The sequence below is a fragment of the Alloalcanivorax xenomutans genome, assembly GCF_900217905.1.
GTDB lineage: Bacteria > Pseudomonadota > Gammaproteobacteria > Pseudomonadales > Alcanivoracaceae > Alloalcanivorax > Alloalcanivorax xenomutans.
On sequence record NZ_OBMO01000027.1, the window covers coordinates 1 to 13492 of the forward strand.

Genomic DNA, 13492 nt, shown 5'->3' on the forward strand with positions numbered 1-13492 from the left:
TTGCCTGCAAGCGAATCTTTTCGCCAGAAGCCGAATTCGCTTGCAGCGGCCCGCCGCCCGGACAAGCTCCCACAGGGGGCGAAAGGGTCAGGAGCTGGCGCGTCGCCGAACCGTCAGCGCCACCATGATCAGCATCCAGCCGTTCAACAGCAATTCGATGGCGATGAACAGTCCGATCACCCAGACACTGGATTCCGGCCATTCGGAGAAGATCATCCCGGCCAGTACCAAGCCCAGAACACCGGTCAGAGCCGGCAGCCAGGGTGAGACCACCGGGCTCATCTGCCAGGCCAGCAGCAGACGCAGCAGGCCGGTAAGCACCAAGGCGAGAGCGATCAGTAAAGTCAGGGCGCCGGCGGCTGCTTGCGGCTGCGACACCACGTACAGGCCGAGCAGGGCGTAGAGCAGGCCGATGGCCAGAAACAACAAACTGCGTGGCAGGCCGGAAGCGCGAAACGCCTGCGCGATCTGCAGCACGCCACCGAAAATCAGAATGGCCCCGAACCACAGCACGCCGACCAGGGTGAACAACCCGACGGCACCCAGGCCGAGAGTGCCCAGGACCACGAAAACAATGCCGAGAGTCAGCAGCCCCTTCCAGTGACGGGCCAGTTGCGAGAGCAATACGGATGCCGGATCGGATGTCATGAGGCATGTCTCCTTGCCAGACCAGCATTGGATGGCGAATCCGAAAGGCCCGCTCCGTGCGGGCCTGTCATTGATGGTAGCTGCTCTTCGGCATGGCGCCTAGGGATACCATTGCGGCCGGTCGACTTCCACATTGCGGCTGTCATCGCCGATCCACAACTGCCCGTCCTGGATCATGGCCTGCAGGCGCATACTCCGTTGCGCCAGCCCGGCCAGGGCGGTTTCGCTGTCGGCGGCGACATGACGAACGGTGAGGTTGTCGAAGCGGCGCACCTTGTTGGCCATGCTCTCCCACCACACCCGCGGCGCGCGCGGACCATAGCAATGGACCAGTACCTGCTCCGCCAGGCCGCAGGCCTTGCGCAGCCGTTTCTCGTCCGGCATGCCCAACTCGATCCACAGCGCCAGGGTGCCGTCCGGATTATGCCGCCACAGGTCCGGCTCCTCGGTGCTGGAGATGCCACGGGTGAAGGCCAGGTCCTCGTGGGCATGCAGGGCGAACGCCATCAGCCTCAGCATCATACGTGACTCGGTTTCCGAAGGGTGCAGCGCCAGCGTCAGCTCATGGGTGGCGTAATAGTCGCGATCCATGTCGGAGACGGTGAGTTCGGCTTTGTAGATAGTGGCTTTCAGTGCCATGACGACTCCAGCAAGGGGTTTACAGCAGCGCCCAGATTCCGAAAACGATGAACAGCACCGCGCTGATACGGTGAGCCCAGCGTTCCAGACGCTCACCGGCGAGGCGATGGGCGACCCAGATCACCGGCAAGTTGGCGGCGATCATACCGGCAGTGCTGCCCAACAGCACGGGCCAGAATTCCTGAAAGCGCACCGCCAGCGCCACCGTGGCCAGTTGTGTCTTGTCGCCGATCTCGGCGATGAAGAACAGCACCAGAGCAGTGAGGAAGGGCCCGAAACGAGGATCCGCCTTGATTTCCTCGTCCTGGTCCGGAATCAGCATCCACAGCCCCAGGCCAATGAAGCCGATACCGAGGATCCAGCGCAGCCACTGCTCCGGGATATGAGCGCTGAGCCAGTCACCAAACCAGACCGACAGGCCATGATTGATCAATGTGGCGATGATGACGCCGGCGAGGATCGGCCAGGGCCTGCGAAAGCGGCAGACCAGCGCCAGGGACAACAGCTGCGTTTTGTCGCCGATTTCCCCCAGGGTAACCAGCAGGGTGGAGGACAGAAAGGCTTCCATCAGCGCGTCTCCCCGTTGTGAACGGCGAGGCGGATGGCGTGGACCTGCCTGTTCTCAAGGCGCGAACGGCCTCGGGAAGCTGGGTGGGTCATGGGTAGGGCTCCGGGGGGCGGGACGACAAACACGAGAGACACTGTCCACTCATCCCGCCCCCGCGGTCTGCCAGCAGACAATGTCTCAGGTCTCGTCAATCCGAGGACACGGCCACCATGCGCATTGAGGCGCAACTGTGTTGATGACCGTCAAGGGCGGGGCGCCCAAGCGACTACTCCCCCAAGACGGCGCTAACCATAGCCGTCTTGGGGGGAGCTGGCAATATCCCGGTGGGTCAGAACAACCAGCCGCTGATCAGGCGGCCGGGGGCCAGGGCGCCGAGGCCGGCGCCCACCAGACCCAGATAGGCCCCCACGGTGAATCTCCGGTGCGAGCGGATCCGCCGGTGGCGCGCGGCCACCACCGCCATCACCAGACAAAACAGGACCCACACCGACAACAGATGGATGGGGCCGAACGAACCGACAAGGGGCAGGAAGCTGTGAATCCAGAACGACGACAGGGCGGTGGCGGCCATGGCGAGGATCCAGGCCCAGCCCAGGCCCCGGTGGGAGCCGCCGCCCTTGGGGGCCGCCAACTGCACGGCGCCAAGAAGCAGGGCCACCAGGGCTGAAAGCCAGTGCAACGTGATCATGCTGTTATCTCCCAGGCAAAAGTATATGCTGTGAACATTAGTCTGAAAGGCAAAGTTCACAGTGTCAACATTGGGTGTGAAAAATGGAGAGAGGGAGTGCTTACCACCACGGAAATCTGCGCGAAACCTTGATCGAGGAGGGTATTGCGTTGCTAGCGGAGCGTGCCGACGGCGATATCAGCCTGCGCCAGTTGGCGCGCCGGGTCGGGGTGACCGCCAATGCCACCTATCGCCATTTCGCCAATAAGAACGCGCTCTTGGCGGCGTTGGCGGCGGAGGGCTTCCGGCGTTTGCAGGAGGGGCAAGGGGAAGCCGTGCGCGGCGCCGACCCCGGCCAGGGATTGCGGGAAGCCGGGCTGGCCTATCTCCGTTTCGCCTGGCGGCACCCGGCGCTGTTTCGTCTGATGTTTGGCCCCACGCTCAACCGTCAGGGGGATGAAGAACTGACACGGGTGGCCGCGGCCTCTTTCCGGGCACTGCGTTCCGCCGTGGCCGCGGCGCACGGCCTGGATGAAGAGGCCGCTGGCGTGGAAGGCGCCACGCTGAGGACCTGGGGTCTGGTGCACGGGCTCAGCCATCTGATGCTGGACGGCCAGTTCGGGTGGCGGGCGGAGTCGCCGCTGGCGGTGGCGGAACAGGCACTGACGGACGCGGTGGATGGACCGCTATAATGGCCGCCCGCTAACCGGAGATACTCATGAGCGACGATCGTTTTCTCGATATCGAAACCAAGCTGGCTTACCAGGAAGATCTGGTGAATGAGTTGAACCGTATCGTCAGTGGTCAGCAGCGTTCCCTGGATGAGCTGGAAAAGGTGTGCCAGCGTCTGGTGGAGCGGGTGGTGGAACTGAACGAGGAGGTCACCGCGCTGCGCATCCAGGACGCGCCGCCGCCGCATTATTGAGGCAAGGCATTCGCTGCCCGGGCGGCGCTCCGCTTGGCAGTGAATAGCGAATGCCTTTGGCCTGGGCGCTACTGCGCCAGCGCTGTGGGTTTGCTCACCAGCCGTTCCGGCGGGAAATGGCAGGTAAAGACACTGCCCTTGCCCAATTCGCTGCGAATCTCCAGCCTTGCTCCGTGACGGATCAGCACGTGCTTGACGATGGCCAGTCCCAAACCGGTACCCCCGGTCTGGGTCACCCGGCTGGTGTCGGGTCGGTAGAAGCGTTCAGTCAGGCGCGGAATATGTTTCGGATCGATGCCGATACCGTCGTCGGAGACGGAAAAGTGGGCGCCTTTGTCGTCCTGCCACCAGCGGATCAGGATATGGCCGCCTTCCGGTGTGTACTTCACGGCATTGGTGATCAGGTTGCCGAAGGCGCTTTCCAGCTCCGCCGGGTTGGCCACCAGCCGGGCGGTTTCCGGTACCTCCAGGACGATCTCGTGATGCTTGTCCGGCGCCAGTGCCAGGGCGCTCTCACGCATACGCTTGAGCATGCCATGCACGGTCACCGCTTGGTGGGTATTGTCGGTATTGGTGCTTTCCAGCCGCGACAGCAGCAGCAAGTCATGCACCAGGGCTTCCATGCGTTGGGACTGGCTGGCCATCTGCGACAGCGCCCGGCGTAGCCGGGCCTGCTCCTCCGGCACGGTGTCCTGCAGGGTCTCCAGATAGCCCTTGAGTACGGTCAGCGGCGTTTTCAGCTCATGGCTGACGTTGGCGACGAAATCCTTGCGCATCTCCTCCAAGTGATGCAGCCGGGTGACATCGCGGGCCAGGATCAACTGGTCACCGACGCCGAACTCGGTGATACGGAATTGCAGGATACGGTTGTCGTCCACCGGCCCGGGGATTTCCAGCGGTTCACGAAAGTCGCCGCGGGACAGGTATTCGGTGAAGCGGGGGTGGCGGATCAGGTTGGTGAGCGGCTGGCCGAGATCCTTTTCCTCGTTCAGGCCCATCAACCGGTGCGCGGCGTGGTTCCAGTATTCCAGGTAGCCGTGGCTGTCGATCAGCACCACCGCGTCTTCCAGCGCATTCACCGATTGCTGGGCGCGAAGAATGATGCCCTGCAGGTTCTCCTGAGCGCGCCGCTCCTGCTGAAAAAGGTGTTCCAACCGGGTATAGAACTCTCCCCACAGTCCCACGCTGTCCGGCGGTTCGGTGTGTTCCTCGCGGATCAGCCAGGTGTAGAGGGCGAACAGCTGGCGGGTGCTCCAGACAATGTAGCCGAGCAGACCCACCACCAGCGGCCATATGTTCTGTATCGCCAGGGCCGCGACCAGCGACAGGGCGATAAGAACAATGATGCGGTTTACTTCCTTGGCCAGACTGCTTTTCATTGGCCGTTGCTTCCTCTCGGGGCCGTTGCGGAGGGGGAGGCCCGTTTCGGCCGGTGCGATCCGTATCAGAGGTGTATCAGGACACCTGGGCGGATTTTACCGAAAAGCGATAACCGGTGCCCCGCACGGTCTGAATGAAACCATCAAAGCCGTGAGGCGCCAAGGCCTTGCGCAGACGGCGGATGTGCACATCGATGGTACGGTCCTCCACGTACACATTGGCGCCCCAGACCTGATCCAGCAACTGGGTGCGGGAGTAGGCCCGTTCCTGGTGGCTCATGAAGAACTCGAGCAGACGGTATTCGGTGGGTCCCATGTCCACCGGCACCCCGTGAGCGCTGATGCGGTGGCTGACCGGATCCAGGCACAGACCCTGGACATCGATTTCCTTTTCACCGGCGGCGGCGGAGGAGCGGCGCAATACCGCGCGGATGCGCGCGATCAGCTCGCGGGTGGAGAACGGCTTGGTGACATAATCGTCGGCGCCCACGTCCAATCCCTGGATCTTGTTATCTTCCTCACTTTTGGCGGTGAGCATGATGATTGGCACTTCGCTGGTGTTGTCGTCCCGTTTCAGGCGACGAGCCAGTTCGATACCGCTTACCGAGGGCAGCATCCAGTCCAGCAAGACCAGGTCCGGCCGTTCGTCAACGATGCGTTCGTGGGCCTGCTGGGCGCTTTCGGCTTCGAGCACGTCGAAATCGGCCAGTTCGAGAGCCACGGACACCATCTCCCGGATGGCCGGCTCGTCATCGACAATGAGGATGCGATTTTTTGACATAGTTCGGTCTTCCGCTTTCCCGCCCGGATGTGGGGAGCCTCATTAGATGGCTTTTTTATGACATCTTGATGACAGATTTGCCAACCTTTTCGCCGCCGGTCGCGGCATTACGCCGGGCGGCGGCGTTTCCGGGGAGTCACAAATATTGCAGAAACAGACCGACGAAAACGCAGGCACCCACCCAATGGTTGTTAAGAAAGGCGTGGAAACAGGGCCAGCGTTCCCGGTAGCGGATACGCCATTGTTGATGAACGAACAGGACGAGGGCGCCCAGCAGGCCCAGATACCAGGGCAGGCCGAAGCCCAGGCGCAGCCCCACCAGCACCAGCCCGGCCAGCACCAGACCCTGGAGAATGCCGATGATCACCTTGTCCAGATCCCCGAACAGAATGGCGGTGCTCTTGATCCCGATCTTGAGGTCATCCTCGCGGTCGCACATGGCGTACTCGGTGTCGTAGGCCACCGTCCACAGCAGGTTGATGATGAACAGCAGCCAGGCGATCGGCGGCACGCTGGCGGTTTCGGCGCCGAACGCCATGGGAATGGCCCAGCTGAAGGCCGCGCCCAGCACCACCTGAGGCAGATTGGTGAAGCGTTTGGTGAACGGATAAAGAATGGCCAGCCCCAGTCCACCGAACGCCAGCCAGAAGGTGAAGCGGTTCAGGAACAACACCAGGATCAGGGCGATGAACAGCAGGCCCACGAATAGGCCCAGAGCCTGTTTGGCGCTCAGGGCGCCGGTGGCCAGCGGGCGGCCCCGGGTGCGCTCCACCGAGCCGTCGAAATTACGGTCGGCGAAGTCATTGATCACGCAGCCGGCGGCGCGCATCACGAATACCCCGAGCACGAAGATAACAATGTTCTTCAGGCTCGGCGTGCCATCGGCGGCGATCCACAGCGCCCACAGGGTAGGCCACATCAACAACATGCTGCCGATCGGCCGGTCCAGGCGCATCAACTGAATCCAGGGCCACAGCGAGGGATAACGGTGTTCCACGAAAGCCAGCATGGTTGTTCCTTCTATTGTTCCCCCACCAGGGACCAGAGCGCGGGCAGAAAGTACTCCGCCACCAGCAGCGGTCTGCCCCTTTTCACGAAACGGGTCTGACGCCCCCAGCACGGCCCTCGGCCGGCCGGCGACAGGCCATAACGGACCCACACCTGATCCCGGTGCGCCTCGGGGTAACGGTATAACTCACTGCCCAGCGAACGGCCACCCATATGCGCCAGATTGCGGTTGGCCCAGCGCAGACTGAGCAGCGGCAGGACGCTGCGGGCTTCCACCACCGGAGTGTCGCACAGCATCAGCGTGACTTCCCGGATCAGCGCGATACGGCGCCCGCTCTGGTGTAACTGCTCGCGTTCGAAAGGCACGGGGACCGTCACCAGGGAGCGGTTGTGGCGGACGTGAAAAGTGCCGTGGCGGCGCAGGCGGGCGGTGAGGGATCCGGGGTCACCGAGCCAGTCGCGGATGAGCGGTGGTACGGTAAGACGATCCAGTGGACGCCATTTCGGGTCGGCGTCCAGAGGTGAATTTGGCATAGTGTGACACTCCGCTCTCGACCGGCGGCGTGGACTATGGCGCAAGGTGGCGCGAGGGGCAAGAGAGCGGCACGAATCTGGCAGGGTCGTCGGCCATGGCGGGGCCGGTCATGGTGAGGTCATCGGCCCGGCTGCCATGGTGACATCCGCTGGTGTCATTGATTTTTCAGGACGGCGTGGCTACGTTAGCGGGCCCCTGGTTTCCGGCCCCTGGCGCTGTCCGGGATATTGATCAACGAGGTATGACATGAAGAAATGGGAATGTGTGGTGTGCGGCTTCATCTATGACGAAGCGGAAGGGCTCCCCGAGGAGGGCATCGAGCCCGGCACCAAGTGGGAAGATATCCCCGACGACTGGGTATGTCCGGACTGCGGCGTCGGTAAGGAAGATTTCGAGATGGTGGAAATCTGAGCGGCCGCCATTCCCGTCCCTGGCACCACCCTGGCACCACATAAGGAGCGCCAATGAAGCCCATCGTAGTGATCGGATCCGGTCTGGCCGGATTCAACGTGGTCAAGGAATTCCGCAAGCTGGATAAGGAAACGCCGCTGGTGGTGCTGACCGCCGACGACGGCCGCAGTTACTCCAAGCCGATGCTGTCCACCGGTTTCACCAAGGAAAAAACCGCCGATGAACTGGCCATGGCCTCACCGGAACAGGTGGCCGAGCAGTTCAACGTCACGGTGCGGACCCACGTTCATGTGGCCGGTATCGATGCCGACGGGCACCGGGTGCTGCTGCCGGACGATCACCTGGATTACAGCAAACTGGTGCTGGCGCTGGGGGCGGATACCTGGACGCCGCCGTTGGAAGGTGACGCGGTGGGCGAGGTGTTCTCGGTCAATGACCTGATGGACTACGGCCGCTTCCGCGAAGCCCTGCAAGGCAAGCGCCGCGTGACGATTCTCGGTGGTGGTCTGATCGGCTGTGAATTCGCCAACGATCTGAGCAACGGCGGCTTTGAAGTGGCCCTGGTGGAACCGATGGGGCGCTGCCTGCCACTGTTGTTGCCGCCGGCGGCTTCCGAGGCGGTGGGCCGGGGACTTGAGGCCCTGGGCGTGCGTTTCCATTTCGGTCCCCTGGCACAGGCGGTACACCACGGTGATGATGGCACTCTGATTACCGAACTGTCCGATGGTACCCGGGTGGAATCCGACGTGGTGCTGTCCGCCATCGGCTTGCGTCCGCGCATCGACATGGCCAAGGAAGCCGGTCTGCGCACCAACCGGGGCATCCTCACCGATCGCACCCTGCGCACCAGCGCCGAGGACATCTACGCCCTGGGCGATTGCGCGGAAGTGGAAGGCCATGTTCTGCCCTATGTGCTGCCGCTGATGGCCAGCGCCCGCGCCCTGGCCAAAACCCTGGCAGGCGAGGAGACCGCGGTGAGTTACGGCGTCATGCCGGTGACCATCAAGACTCCGGCTTGCCCGGTGGTGGTCTGCCCGCCGCCGGCGGATAGTGAAGGCGAGTGGGAAGTGACGCAGCAGGAAAATGATGTCACCGCCCTGTTCCGCGGCGCCGACGGCACACTGCTGGGCTACGCCCTCACCGGTGAGGCGGTGAAGGAAAAGCTCAAACTCAACAAGGAACTGCCGGCCCTGATGCCCTGACCGGGCCGGCCGCTGGCCGGGAGCGCGTAATGAAGTTTCGTTTCATCTTGATGCTGCTCGGCTGGCGATTGCGCTGGCTGGGCCGCCACAATGAGGGTTTTCGCCAGCAATTGGAGCACCGCGATGTGCTGATGCAATGGCGTACCTTCGATGGCCGGGTGGCCCGCTGGTATCACTTCACACCGCAAGGTGTAAAACACGGCGCCGGTTTGCACGGCGCGCCCACCATCACCCTGAATTTCCGCGACGCGGATTACGCGTTCCGCACCCTGCGTGCCTCCGGCAAGAACCAGATGGCGTTCATGGAAGGCATGCAGGCCGGCGATATCAAGGTGGAAGGGGACCCGGGCCAGCTGATGTGGTTCATGACCCTGATGAAATTCATCATGCCCGGGAAAAAGAAACGCTGATTCCCTGAATAACACCGGCGCCCTGGCGGGGCGGCTTTTGTCCGATTTATTCAAGACATCCGGGCGACGTTGAGCCAAGCTCACGGGTCCCTGTTCCCCTGTTTTGGAGAAGACGGATGAAGCCGAACATAAAAGTCATCACCCTGGGCGTGGATGACCTGCATCGTTCCCTTAGGTTTTATCGCGACGGCCTTGGTTTGCCCACCGAGGGCATCGTTGGCACCGAATTCGAGGACGGCGCGGTGGTGTTTTTCCATCTCGACGGTGGCCTGGTGCTGGCGCTGTATCCTCGCCCGGCCCTGGCCAAGGGAGCGGGCGTCCCGTTGGTACCCGCCTCGGCCGGAGGCTTTACTCTGGCCCATAATGTGGGCTCGCCGGAGGAAGTGGACGAGGTTATGCGGCAGGCCGAGGAGGCCGGTGCCCACGTAACCAAGATCGCGGAAAAAGCGTTCTGGGGCGGCTATTGCGGCTACTTCCAGGATCCGGATGGCCACCTCTGGGAGGTCGCCTGGAATCCGGATTGGGAAGAATAATGACGGCTTGCGCCGGAAACGGGGCAGCGGGTTAAGATTGGCCCAGGCGATGCGCCTCTGAGTTATTCAACCGACCGGGAAGCTCCATGAGCATTCGTTGCGTTTGGTCCATTCCGCCATTGCTGGGACAGCCGCCCGCCGCCCCGGAGCCCGCCGGTATACGGCGGCGCTCGTCCTGACCGGGTCGAGCGGGTATGGAAGCCTATTTCCACTCTCCCGGCGCACCCCTTTCCGAGCACATCGAACAGATATGGTGGGTGCGTTTCACGGCGCCTGAGTACCATCTCGAACGAGTGCTGCCGCGCGGCAAGATGCAACTCATCTTCAACCTGGATGACGCCGATCTGCGCGTCTACGACCCCACCGACATCACCCGTGTCAGCCGATTCCGCGGGCCCTTGATCAGCGGTGTGCACGACGGCTACATGGTCATCGATACCGCCGAGCAAGCGCACATCATGGGTGTGGTGTTCCGTCCCGGTGGTGTGCCGCCGATATTGGGTTGCGCGGCGCCTGAATTTCGCAATGTCCATGTGCCATTGGATGACGCCCTCGGGGCACCGGCGATGGATCTTCAGATGGCGCTGTGGGAGGCGGACTCACCCCGGCGGTGTTTCCTGTTGATGGAGCAGGCATTGCGGCGCTGGTTACGACCCCCGCCACGGACTTCGGTGACCGCCAATGGCGCTCTGGCCCTGATGGTCCGGGAACCCGGGCTGCGTGCCACCGGTTCCCTGGCTGAGCATTGCGGTATCAGCCAGCGGCACCTGATTCGCTGTTTCCACGACACTGTCGGCGTGACGCCCAAACAATACGCGAGGCTGCTGCGCTTCCATCACAGCCTTGAGCTGCTGCGTCACCTGCCGCCGCTGGATCTGGACCAGGTGGCGCTGGTCTGTGGCTATTACGACCAGGCCCATTTCAATCGGGACTTCCGTGACCTGGCCGGAATTACGCCAGGCCATTACCGGCGCTGGTCGCGGCCGGATATCTTTCATCTGCCATTGCTGGATTGAGCGGCGCTCAGGTCAACTATTTACAATACCGGTGTTATCGGCCGCGCCAGAATATCGGCACCGACCGACCAGGAGAGCACCATGAGTTCGACCATCATTCCCTGTCTCAGTTACCGTGACGCCGATGCCGCCATTCGCTGGTTGTGTGACACCTTTGGCTTCCGTGAGCAGGCGGTTTATCGCGACGACAATGGCGACGTGCTGCATGCCCAGCTGGTATTGGGCGCCGGCATGGTGATGCTGGGCACTGCCCGCGAGAACGAATACGGCTGCAATATCCTGCAGCCCGGCGAGACCGGCGGCAAAGAGACCCAGTCGCCCTATGTGGTGGTGGCGGATCCGCGCGACGTCCACGAAAAAGTCAAAGCCAACGGCGGCGAAATCGTCATCGAACTGACGGCGCCGGATTACGGTGGCGAGAATTTTTCCTGCCGCGACCCACAAGGCCATTTCTGGAATATCGGAAGCTACGATCCCTGGGCCGGCGATCACTGAATCGGTGCGCCCCGGTTGTCGGCGTTGCACCGTAGGGCCACCATAGGCGGCTCATTCGAAAGCAGCGCAGGCGGCATCTCATGGCGAACCGAAGCTATCTTTACGCGACCGACCGGGTTCCCGCGCGGACGCCGGATCAGCCCAAACCCGTGGTCCGGGGGTTGTCCGAATGGGGGTACGCGATTCCGCTCAGCTACCGGCTGCTGGTGTCCGCCGATACCGTGATCTGCCCCTCCATGATCTGGGAACTGGACGACGACGTGGCGCTGGCGGGGGATTACGACAAGGGCGTAAGGCGCCTGTGTGACTTCCTGGCGCGCATCGACTGGCCCGAGGCAGCGGAACTGGTGCAAGAGGCGGAAGCCTTCCTGAATGCGCCGGAGAATCGCGCCGATCACATTGTGCTGGAGTGCGCCGAGATCTTCGACCTGGACGAGACGCCACTGGCCCAGCAGAACCGGGACCTGTTCGGGAGTCTGGCGGATCTGGACCAGGAAATGGAACGCACCTTGCGCCACCTCAATCAGGTCAAACCCTCGGCTCCCGGCCCCCTGGCGCGGATGCTGAACCTGCAACCGGCGAACCCGCTGGCGCCGCTCCATGAGTTGGGGCTGGGCAACTGGTCCAACGTGCTCTACTTCGATTTCAGCGAGGACTGATCGGTCCAGCCGGCCTCCCGTACCACCTCTTCCAGCCAATCCAGGCAGGCCCGGATCGCCGGGCGTTCGCGCAAATCCTCGTGCAGCACCACCCACAGAGGCCGACTCACCCTTATGGTTGGCTGTGCCGCCACCAGGCCGGGGTCGGCGTCGATCATTGGATCCGGCAGCATCGCCATGCCAAGCCCCGAACGCACCGCCGCCTGAATGCCCGTGAGGCCCGCAATGCGTGCCACCGGCGGATCCCGGAACACGCCGGCCATGGCCTGGATCTCCGGCAGATCGTCCCAGCCGCGATGGTAGGCGATCCAGCCCTGGGCGGAGCCCCGCACCGAGCTGGCCAGCGTCAGCCCGAGGGCGCCCAGACGCCGGGCCACCAGATGCTCTTCCCGGGGGCGGGCCAGACGCAGCGCCAGATCCGCGTCCCGGCGGGACAGGCTGACGGTGGTATTGGACGCCGCCAGCTCCATGGTCAGCGCCGGGTGGCGCCGATGCAGATCAATCAGACGGGGCGCCAGCAGCGCCTCCACGATCCAGGCCACCGAGGTCAGCCGTACCAGCCCCGATACCGTCCCCTGGCCGTGATCCGGATTGGTCCGCAGCAATGCCTGCTCCATGCGCTCCGCCGCACGCGCCAGCCGCTCGCCCGTGGGCGTTGGCTGCAGGCCGTCCCGCCCCCGCAGAAACAAAGTGGTGCCCTGACGGCCTTCCACGGCGGCGAGGCGGCGGGCCATGGTGGTCTCGTTCACCCCAAGACGGCGCGCCGCTTCGCGCAGAGTACCGGAGCGGCTCAGGGCCAGCAGAAAACGGAAATCATCCCAATCTTTCATGCCTGCATTTTTGCAGGTAATGCTCGCAAAATACCAGCTTGGATCAGGCGAATGCGCAGGCCACCATGAGCCCTCCTTGAATTCATGCGCTGACACGGGAGCACGCGATATGAGTAACGACAAGCCGGTAACCCTGAGAACCCTGGCCGGAGCATCGGCCTGGCAAACCCCGCAACGTGGCAAGGCGGCGGTGGTGATCATCGATGCCCAGGAAGTTTATGGCAGCGGCGCCTTGCCGCTCACCGGTCTCGATGCTGCCCTGACTGAGATCGAAAGGCTGCGCGAAAGAGCCAAGAAAATGGATTGGCCAGTGATCCACGTGGCCCACGAAGGCCCCGCCGGCAGCCCCTTCGACCCGGCCGGTGGTGGCGCCTTCCTGCAACGCGCCCAACCCGAGGCAGGCGAGGCCGTGGTGATCAAACCGCGCCCCAACGCCTTCTCTGGCACGGACCTGGAACAGCATCTGCGCGACGTGGAGGGCCCGGTCCTGGTGGTCGGCTTCATGACCCACATGTGTGTTTCCTCCACCGTGCGGGCCGGCTACGACCTGGGCTTCGACATGGCGGTGGTCGCCGCCGCCTGCGCCACCCGCGATCTGCCCGCCACCTATGGCACCGGCGTGGTTCCGGCCGAACAACTGCACAACGCGGCCCTGGCGGCGATGTCGGATGTGTTCGTGCCGGTGCTGGCGACGGTGGAAGAGGTTTAGTAACGCCGTTGTTTGCGACAAAGCTACCGTGGGAGCCAGCCGGGGCGGCCCTCCGCCTGCTGGCGAATTCTTCCATG

The 13492-nt window shown here is 63.3% G+C and carries 19 protein-coding genes; 10 read left to right on the forward strand and 9 right to left on the reverse strand.

Features of this window, described 5'->3' with window-relative positions; genetic code table 11:
* Nucleotides 1-87: 87 nt before the first annotated feature.
* The 4 genes from CRO06_RS17960 to CRO06_RS17975 all read right to left on the reverse strand — a co-directional run bounded on the left by CRO06_RS17960 (nucleotide 88) and on the right by CRO06_RS17975 (nucleotide 2543).
* Complete coding sequence (locus tag CRO06_RS17960) at nucleotides 88-648, reverse strand: HdeD family acid-resistance protein (protein ID WP_097059061.1); 561 nt, start codon at nucleotides 646-648, stop codon at nucleotides 88-90.
* A 99-nt stretch (nucleotides 649-747) separates the two neighbouring features.
* A complete protein-coding gene (locus CRO06_RS17965; RefSeq protein ID WP_097059062.1) occupies nucleotides 748-1287 on the reverse strand; it encodes a YaeQ family protein in 540 nt (179 codons plus the stop codon).
* A gap of 19 nt (nucleotides 1288-1306) precedes the next feature.
* Nucleotides 1307-1855 (reverse strand): TMEM165/GDT1 family protein, encoded by a 549-nt coding sequence (locus tag CRO06_RS17970; RefSeq protein ID WP_080531783.1) that lies wholly within the window; start codon nucleotides 1853-1855, stop codon nucleotides 1307-1309.
* A gap of 328 nt (nucleotides 1856-2183) precedes the next feature.
* Complete coding sequence (locus CRO06_RS17975; protein WP_022997302.1) at nucleotides 2184-2543, reverse strand: DUF2306 domain-containing protein; 360 nt, start codon at nucleotides 2541-2543, stop codon at nucleotides 2184-2186.
* 83 nt (nucleotides 2544-2626) lie between these two features.
* Between CRO06_RS17975 and CRO06_RS17980 the strand changes: the two genes are divergently transcribed.
* The gene (locus CRO06_RS17980) at nucleotides 2627-3214 is read left to right on the forward strand and encodes a TetR/AcrR family transcriptional regulator (RefSeq protein WP_022997301.1); all 588 of its coding nucleotides are present in this window, start codon (nucleotides 2627-2629) and stop codon (nucleotides 3212-3214) included.
* 26 nt (nucleotides 3215-3240) lie between these two features.
* Nucleotides 3241-3447, forward strand: coding sequence for a SlyX family protein (locus tag CRO06_RS17985; protein WP_022997300.1), 207 nt, complete (start codon nucleotides 3241-3243; stop codon nucleotides 3445-3447).
* A 68-nt stretch (nucleotides 3448-3515) separates the two neighbouring features.
* On the opposite strand, the gene phoR is transcribed toward CRO06_RS17985, so the two are convergent.
* The 4 genes from phoR to CRO06_RS18005 form a co-directional block, all read right to left on the reverse strand.
* The gene (gene phoR, locus CRO06_RS17990) at nucleotides 3516-4826 is read right to left on the reverse strand and encodes a phosphate regulon sensor histidine kinase PhoR (RefSeq protein WP_055100324.1); all 1311 of its coding nucleotides are present in this window, start codon (nucleotides 4824-4826) and stop codon (nucleotides 3516-3518) included.
* 76 nt (nucleotides 4827-4902) lie between these two features.
* A complete protein-coding gene (gene phoB, locus CRO06_RS17995) occupies nucleotides 4903-5607 on the reverse strand; it encodes a phosphate regulon transcriptional regulator PhoB (RefSeq protein ID WP_022997298.1) in 705 nt (234 codons plus the stop codon).
* 136 nt (nucleotides 5608-5743) lie between these two features.
* A complete protein-coding gene (gene ubiA, locus CRO06_RS18000; protein ID WP_022997297.1) occupies nucleotides 5744-6616 on the reverse strand; it encodes a 4-hydroxybenzoate octaprenyltransferase in 873 nt (290 codons plus the stop codon).
* An 11-nt stretch (nucleotides 6617-6627) separates the two neighbouring features.
* Nucleotides 6628-7149: a chorismate--pyruvate lyase family protein gene (locus tag CRO06_RS18005; protein ID WP_022997296.1), complete on the reverse strand. Its 522-nt coding sequence runs from the start codon at nucleotides 7147-7149 to the stop codon at nucleotides 6628-6630.
* Nucleotides 7150-7396: 247 nt separating this feature from the next.
* On the opposite strand from CRO06_RS18005, the gene rd reads away from it, so the two are divergent.
* The 7 genes from rd to CRO06_RS18040 all read left to right on the forward strand — a co-directional run bounded on the left by rd (nucleotide 7397) and on the right by CRO06_RS18040 (nucleotide 11876).
* Nucleotides 7397-7561, forward strand: a complete 165-nt coding sequence (gene rd / locus CRO06_RS18010; RefSeq protein WP_022997295.1) for a rubredoxin — start codon at nucleotides 7397-7399, stop codon at nucleotides 7559-7561.
* 53 nt (nucleotides 7562-7614) lie between these two features.
* Nucleotides 7615-8763: an NAD(P)/FAD-dependent oxidoreductase gene (locus CRO06_RS18015; protein ID WP_097059063.1), complete on the forward strand. Its 1149-nt coding sequence runs from the start codon at nucleotides 7615-7617 to the stop codon at nucleotides 8761-8763.
* Between the two features lie 29 nt (nucleotides 8764-8792).
* On the forward strand, nucleotides 8793-9173 hold the full coding sequence (locus tag CRO06_RS18020) for a hypothetical protein (protein WP_014996658.1): 381 nt from the start codon (nucleotides 8793-8795) through the stop codon (nucleotides 9171-9173).
* A 116-nt stretch (nucleotides 9174-9289) separates the two neighbouring features.
* Nucleotides 9290-9706 (forward strand): VOC family protein, encoded by a 417-nt coding sequence (locus tag CRO06_RS18025; protein ID WP_022997293.1) that lies wholly within the window; start codon nucleotides 9290-9292, stop codon nucleotides 9704-9706.
* A 194-nt stretch (nucleotides 9707-9900) separates the two neighbouring features.
* Nucleotides 9901-10722 (forward strand): AraC family transcriptional regulator, encoded by an 822-nt coding sequence (locus tag CRO06_RS18030; RefSeq protein ID WP_097059064.1) that lies wholly within the window; start codon nucleotides 9901-9903, stop codon nucleotides 10720-10722.
* Between the two features lie 81 nt (nucleotides 10723-10803).
* Nucleotides 10804-11217 (forward strand): VOC family protein, encoded by a 414-nt coding sequence (locus CRO06_RS18035; protein WP_080531779.1) that lies wholly within the window; start codon nucleotides 10804-10806, stop codon nucleotides 11215-11217.
* A gap of 80 nt (nucleotides 11218-11297) precedes the next feature.
* Nucleotides 11298-11876, forward strand: coding sequence for a DUF7822 domain-containing protein (locus tag CRO06_RS18040; protein ID WP_022997292.1), 579 nt, complete (start codon nucleotides 11298-11300; stop codon nucleotides 11874-11876).
* On the opposite strand, the gene CRO06_RS18045 is transcribed toward CRO06_RS18040, so the two are convergent.
* Nucleotides 11852-12706 carry a LysR family transcriptional regulator gene (locus tag CRO06_RS18045; protein ID WP_179746652.1) on the reverse strand — a complete coding sequence of 285 codons (855 nt, stop codon included), beginning with the start codon at nucleotides 12704-12706 and terminating at the stop codon, nucleotides 11852-11854. The genes CRO06_RS18040 and CRO06_RS18045 overlap by 25 nt on opposite strands.
* Nucleotides 12707-12815: 109 nt before the next feature.
* Here CRO06_RS18045 and CRO06_RS18050 point away from each other — a divergent pair, with 109 nt between their 5' ends.
* The gene (locus tag CRO06_RS18050) at nucleotides 12816-13415 is read left to right on the forward strand and encodes a cysteine hydrolase family protein (RefSeq protein WP_097059084.1); all 600 of its coding nucleotides are present in this window, start codon (nucleotides 12816-12818) and stop codon (nucleotides 13413-13415) included.
* Nucleotides 13416-13492 lie beyond the last annotated feature (77 nt).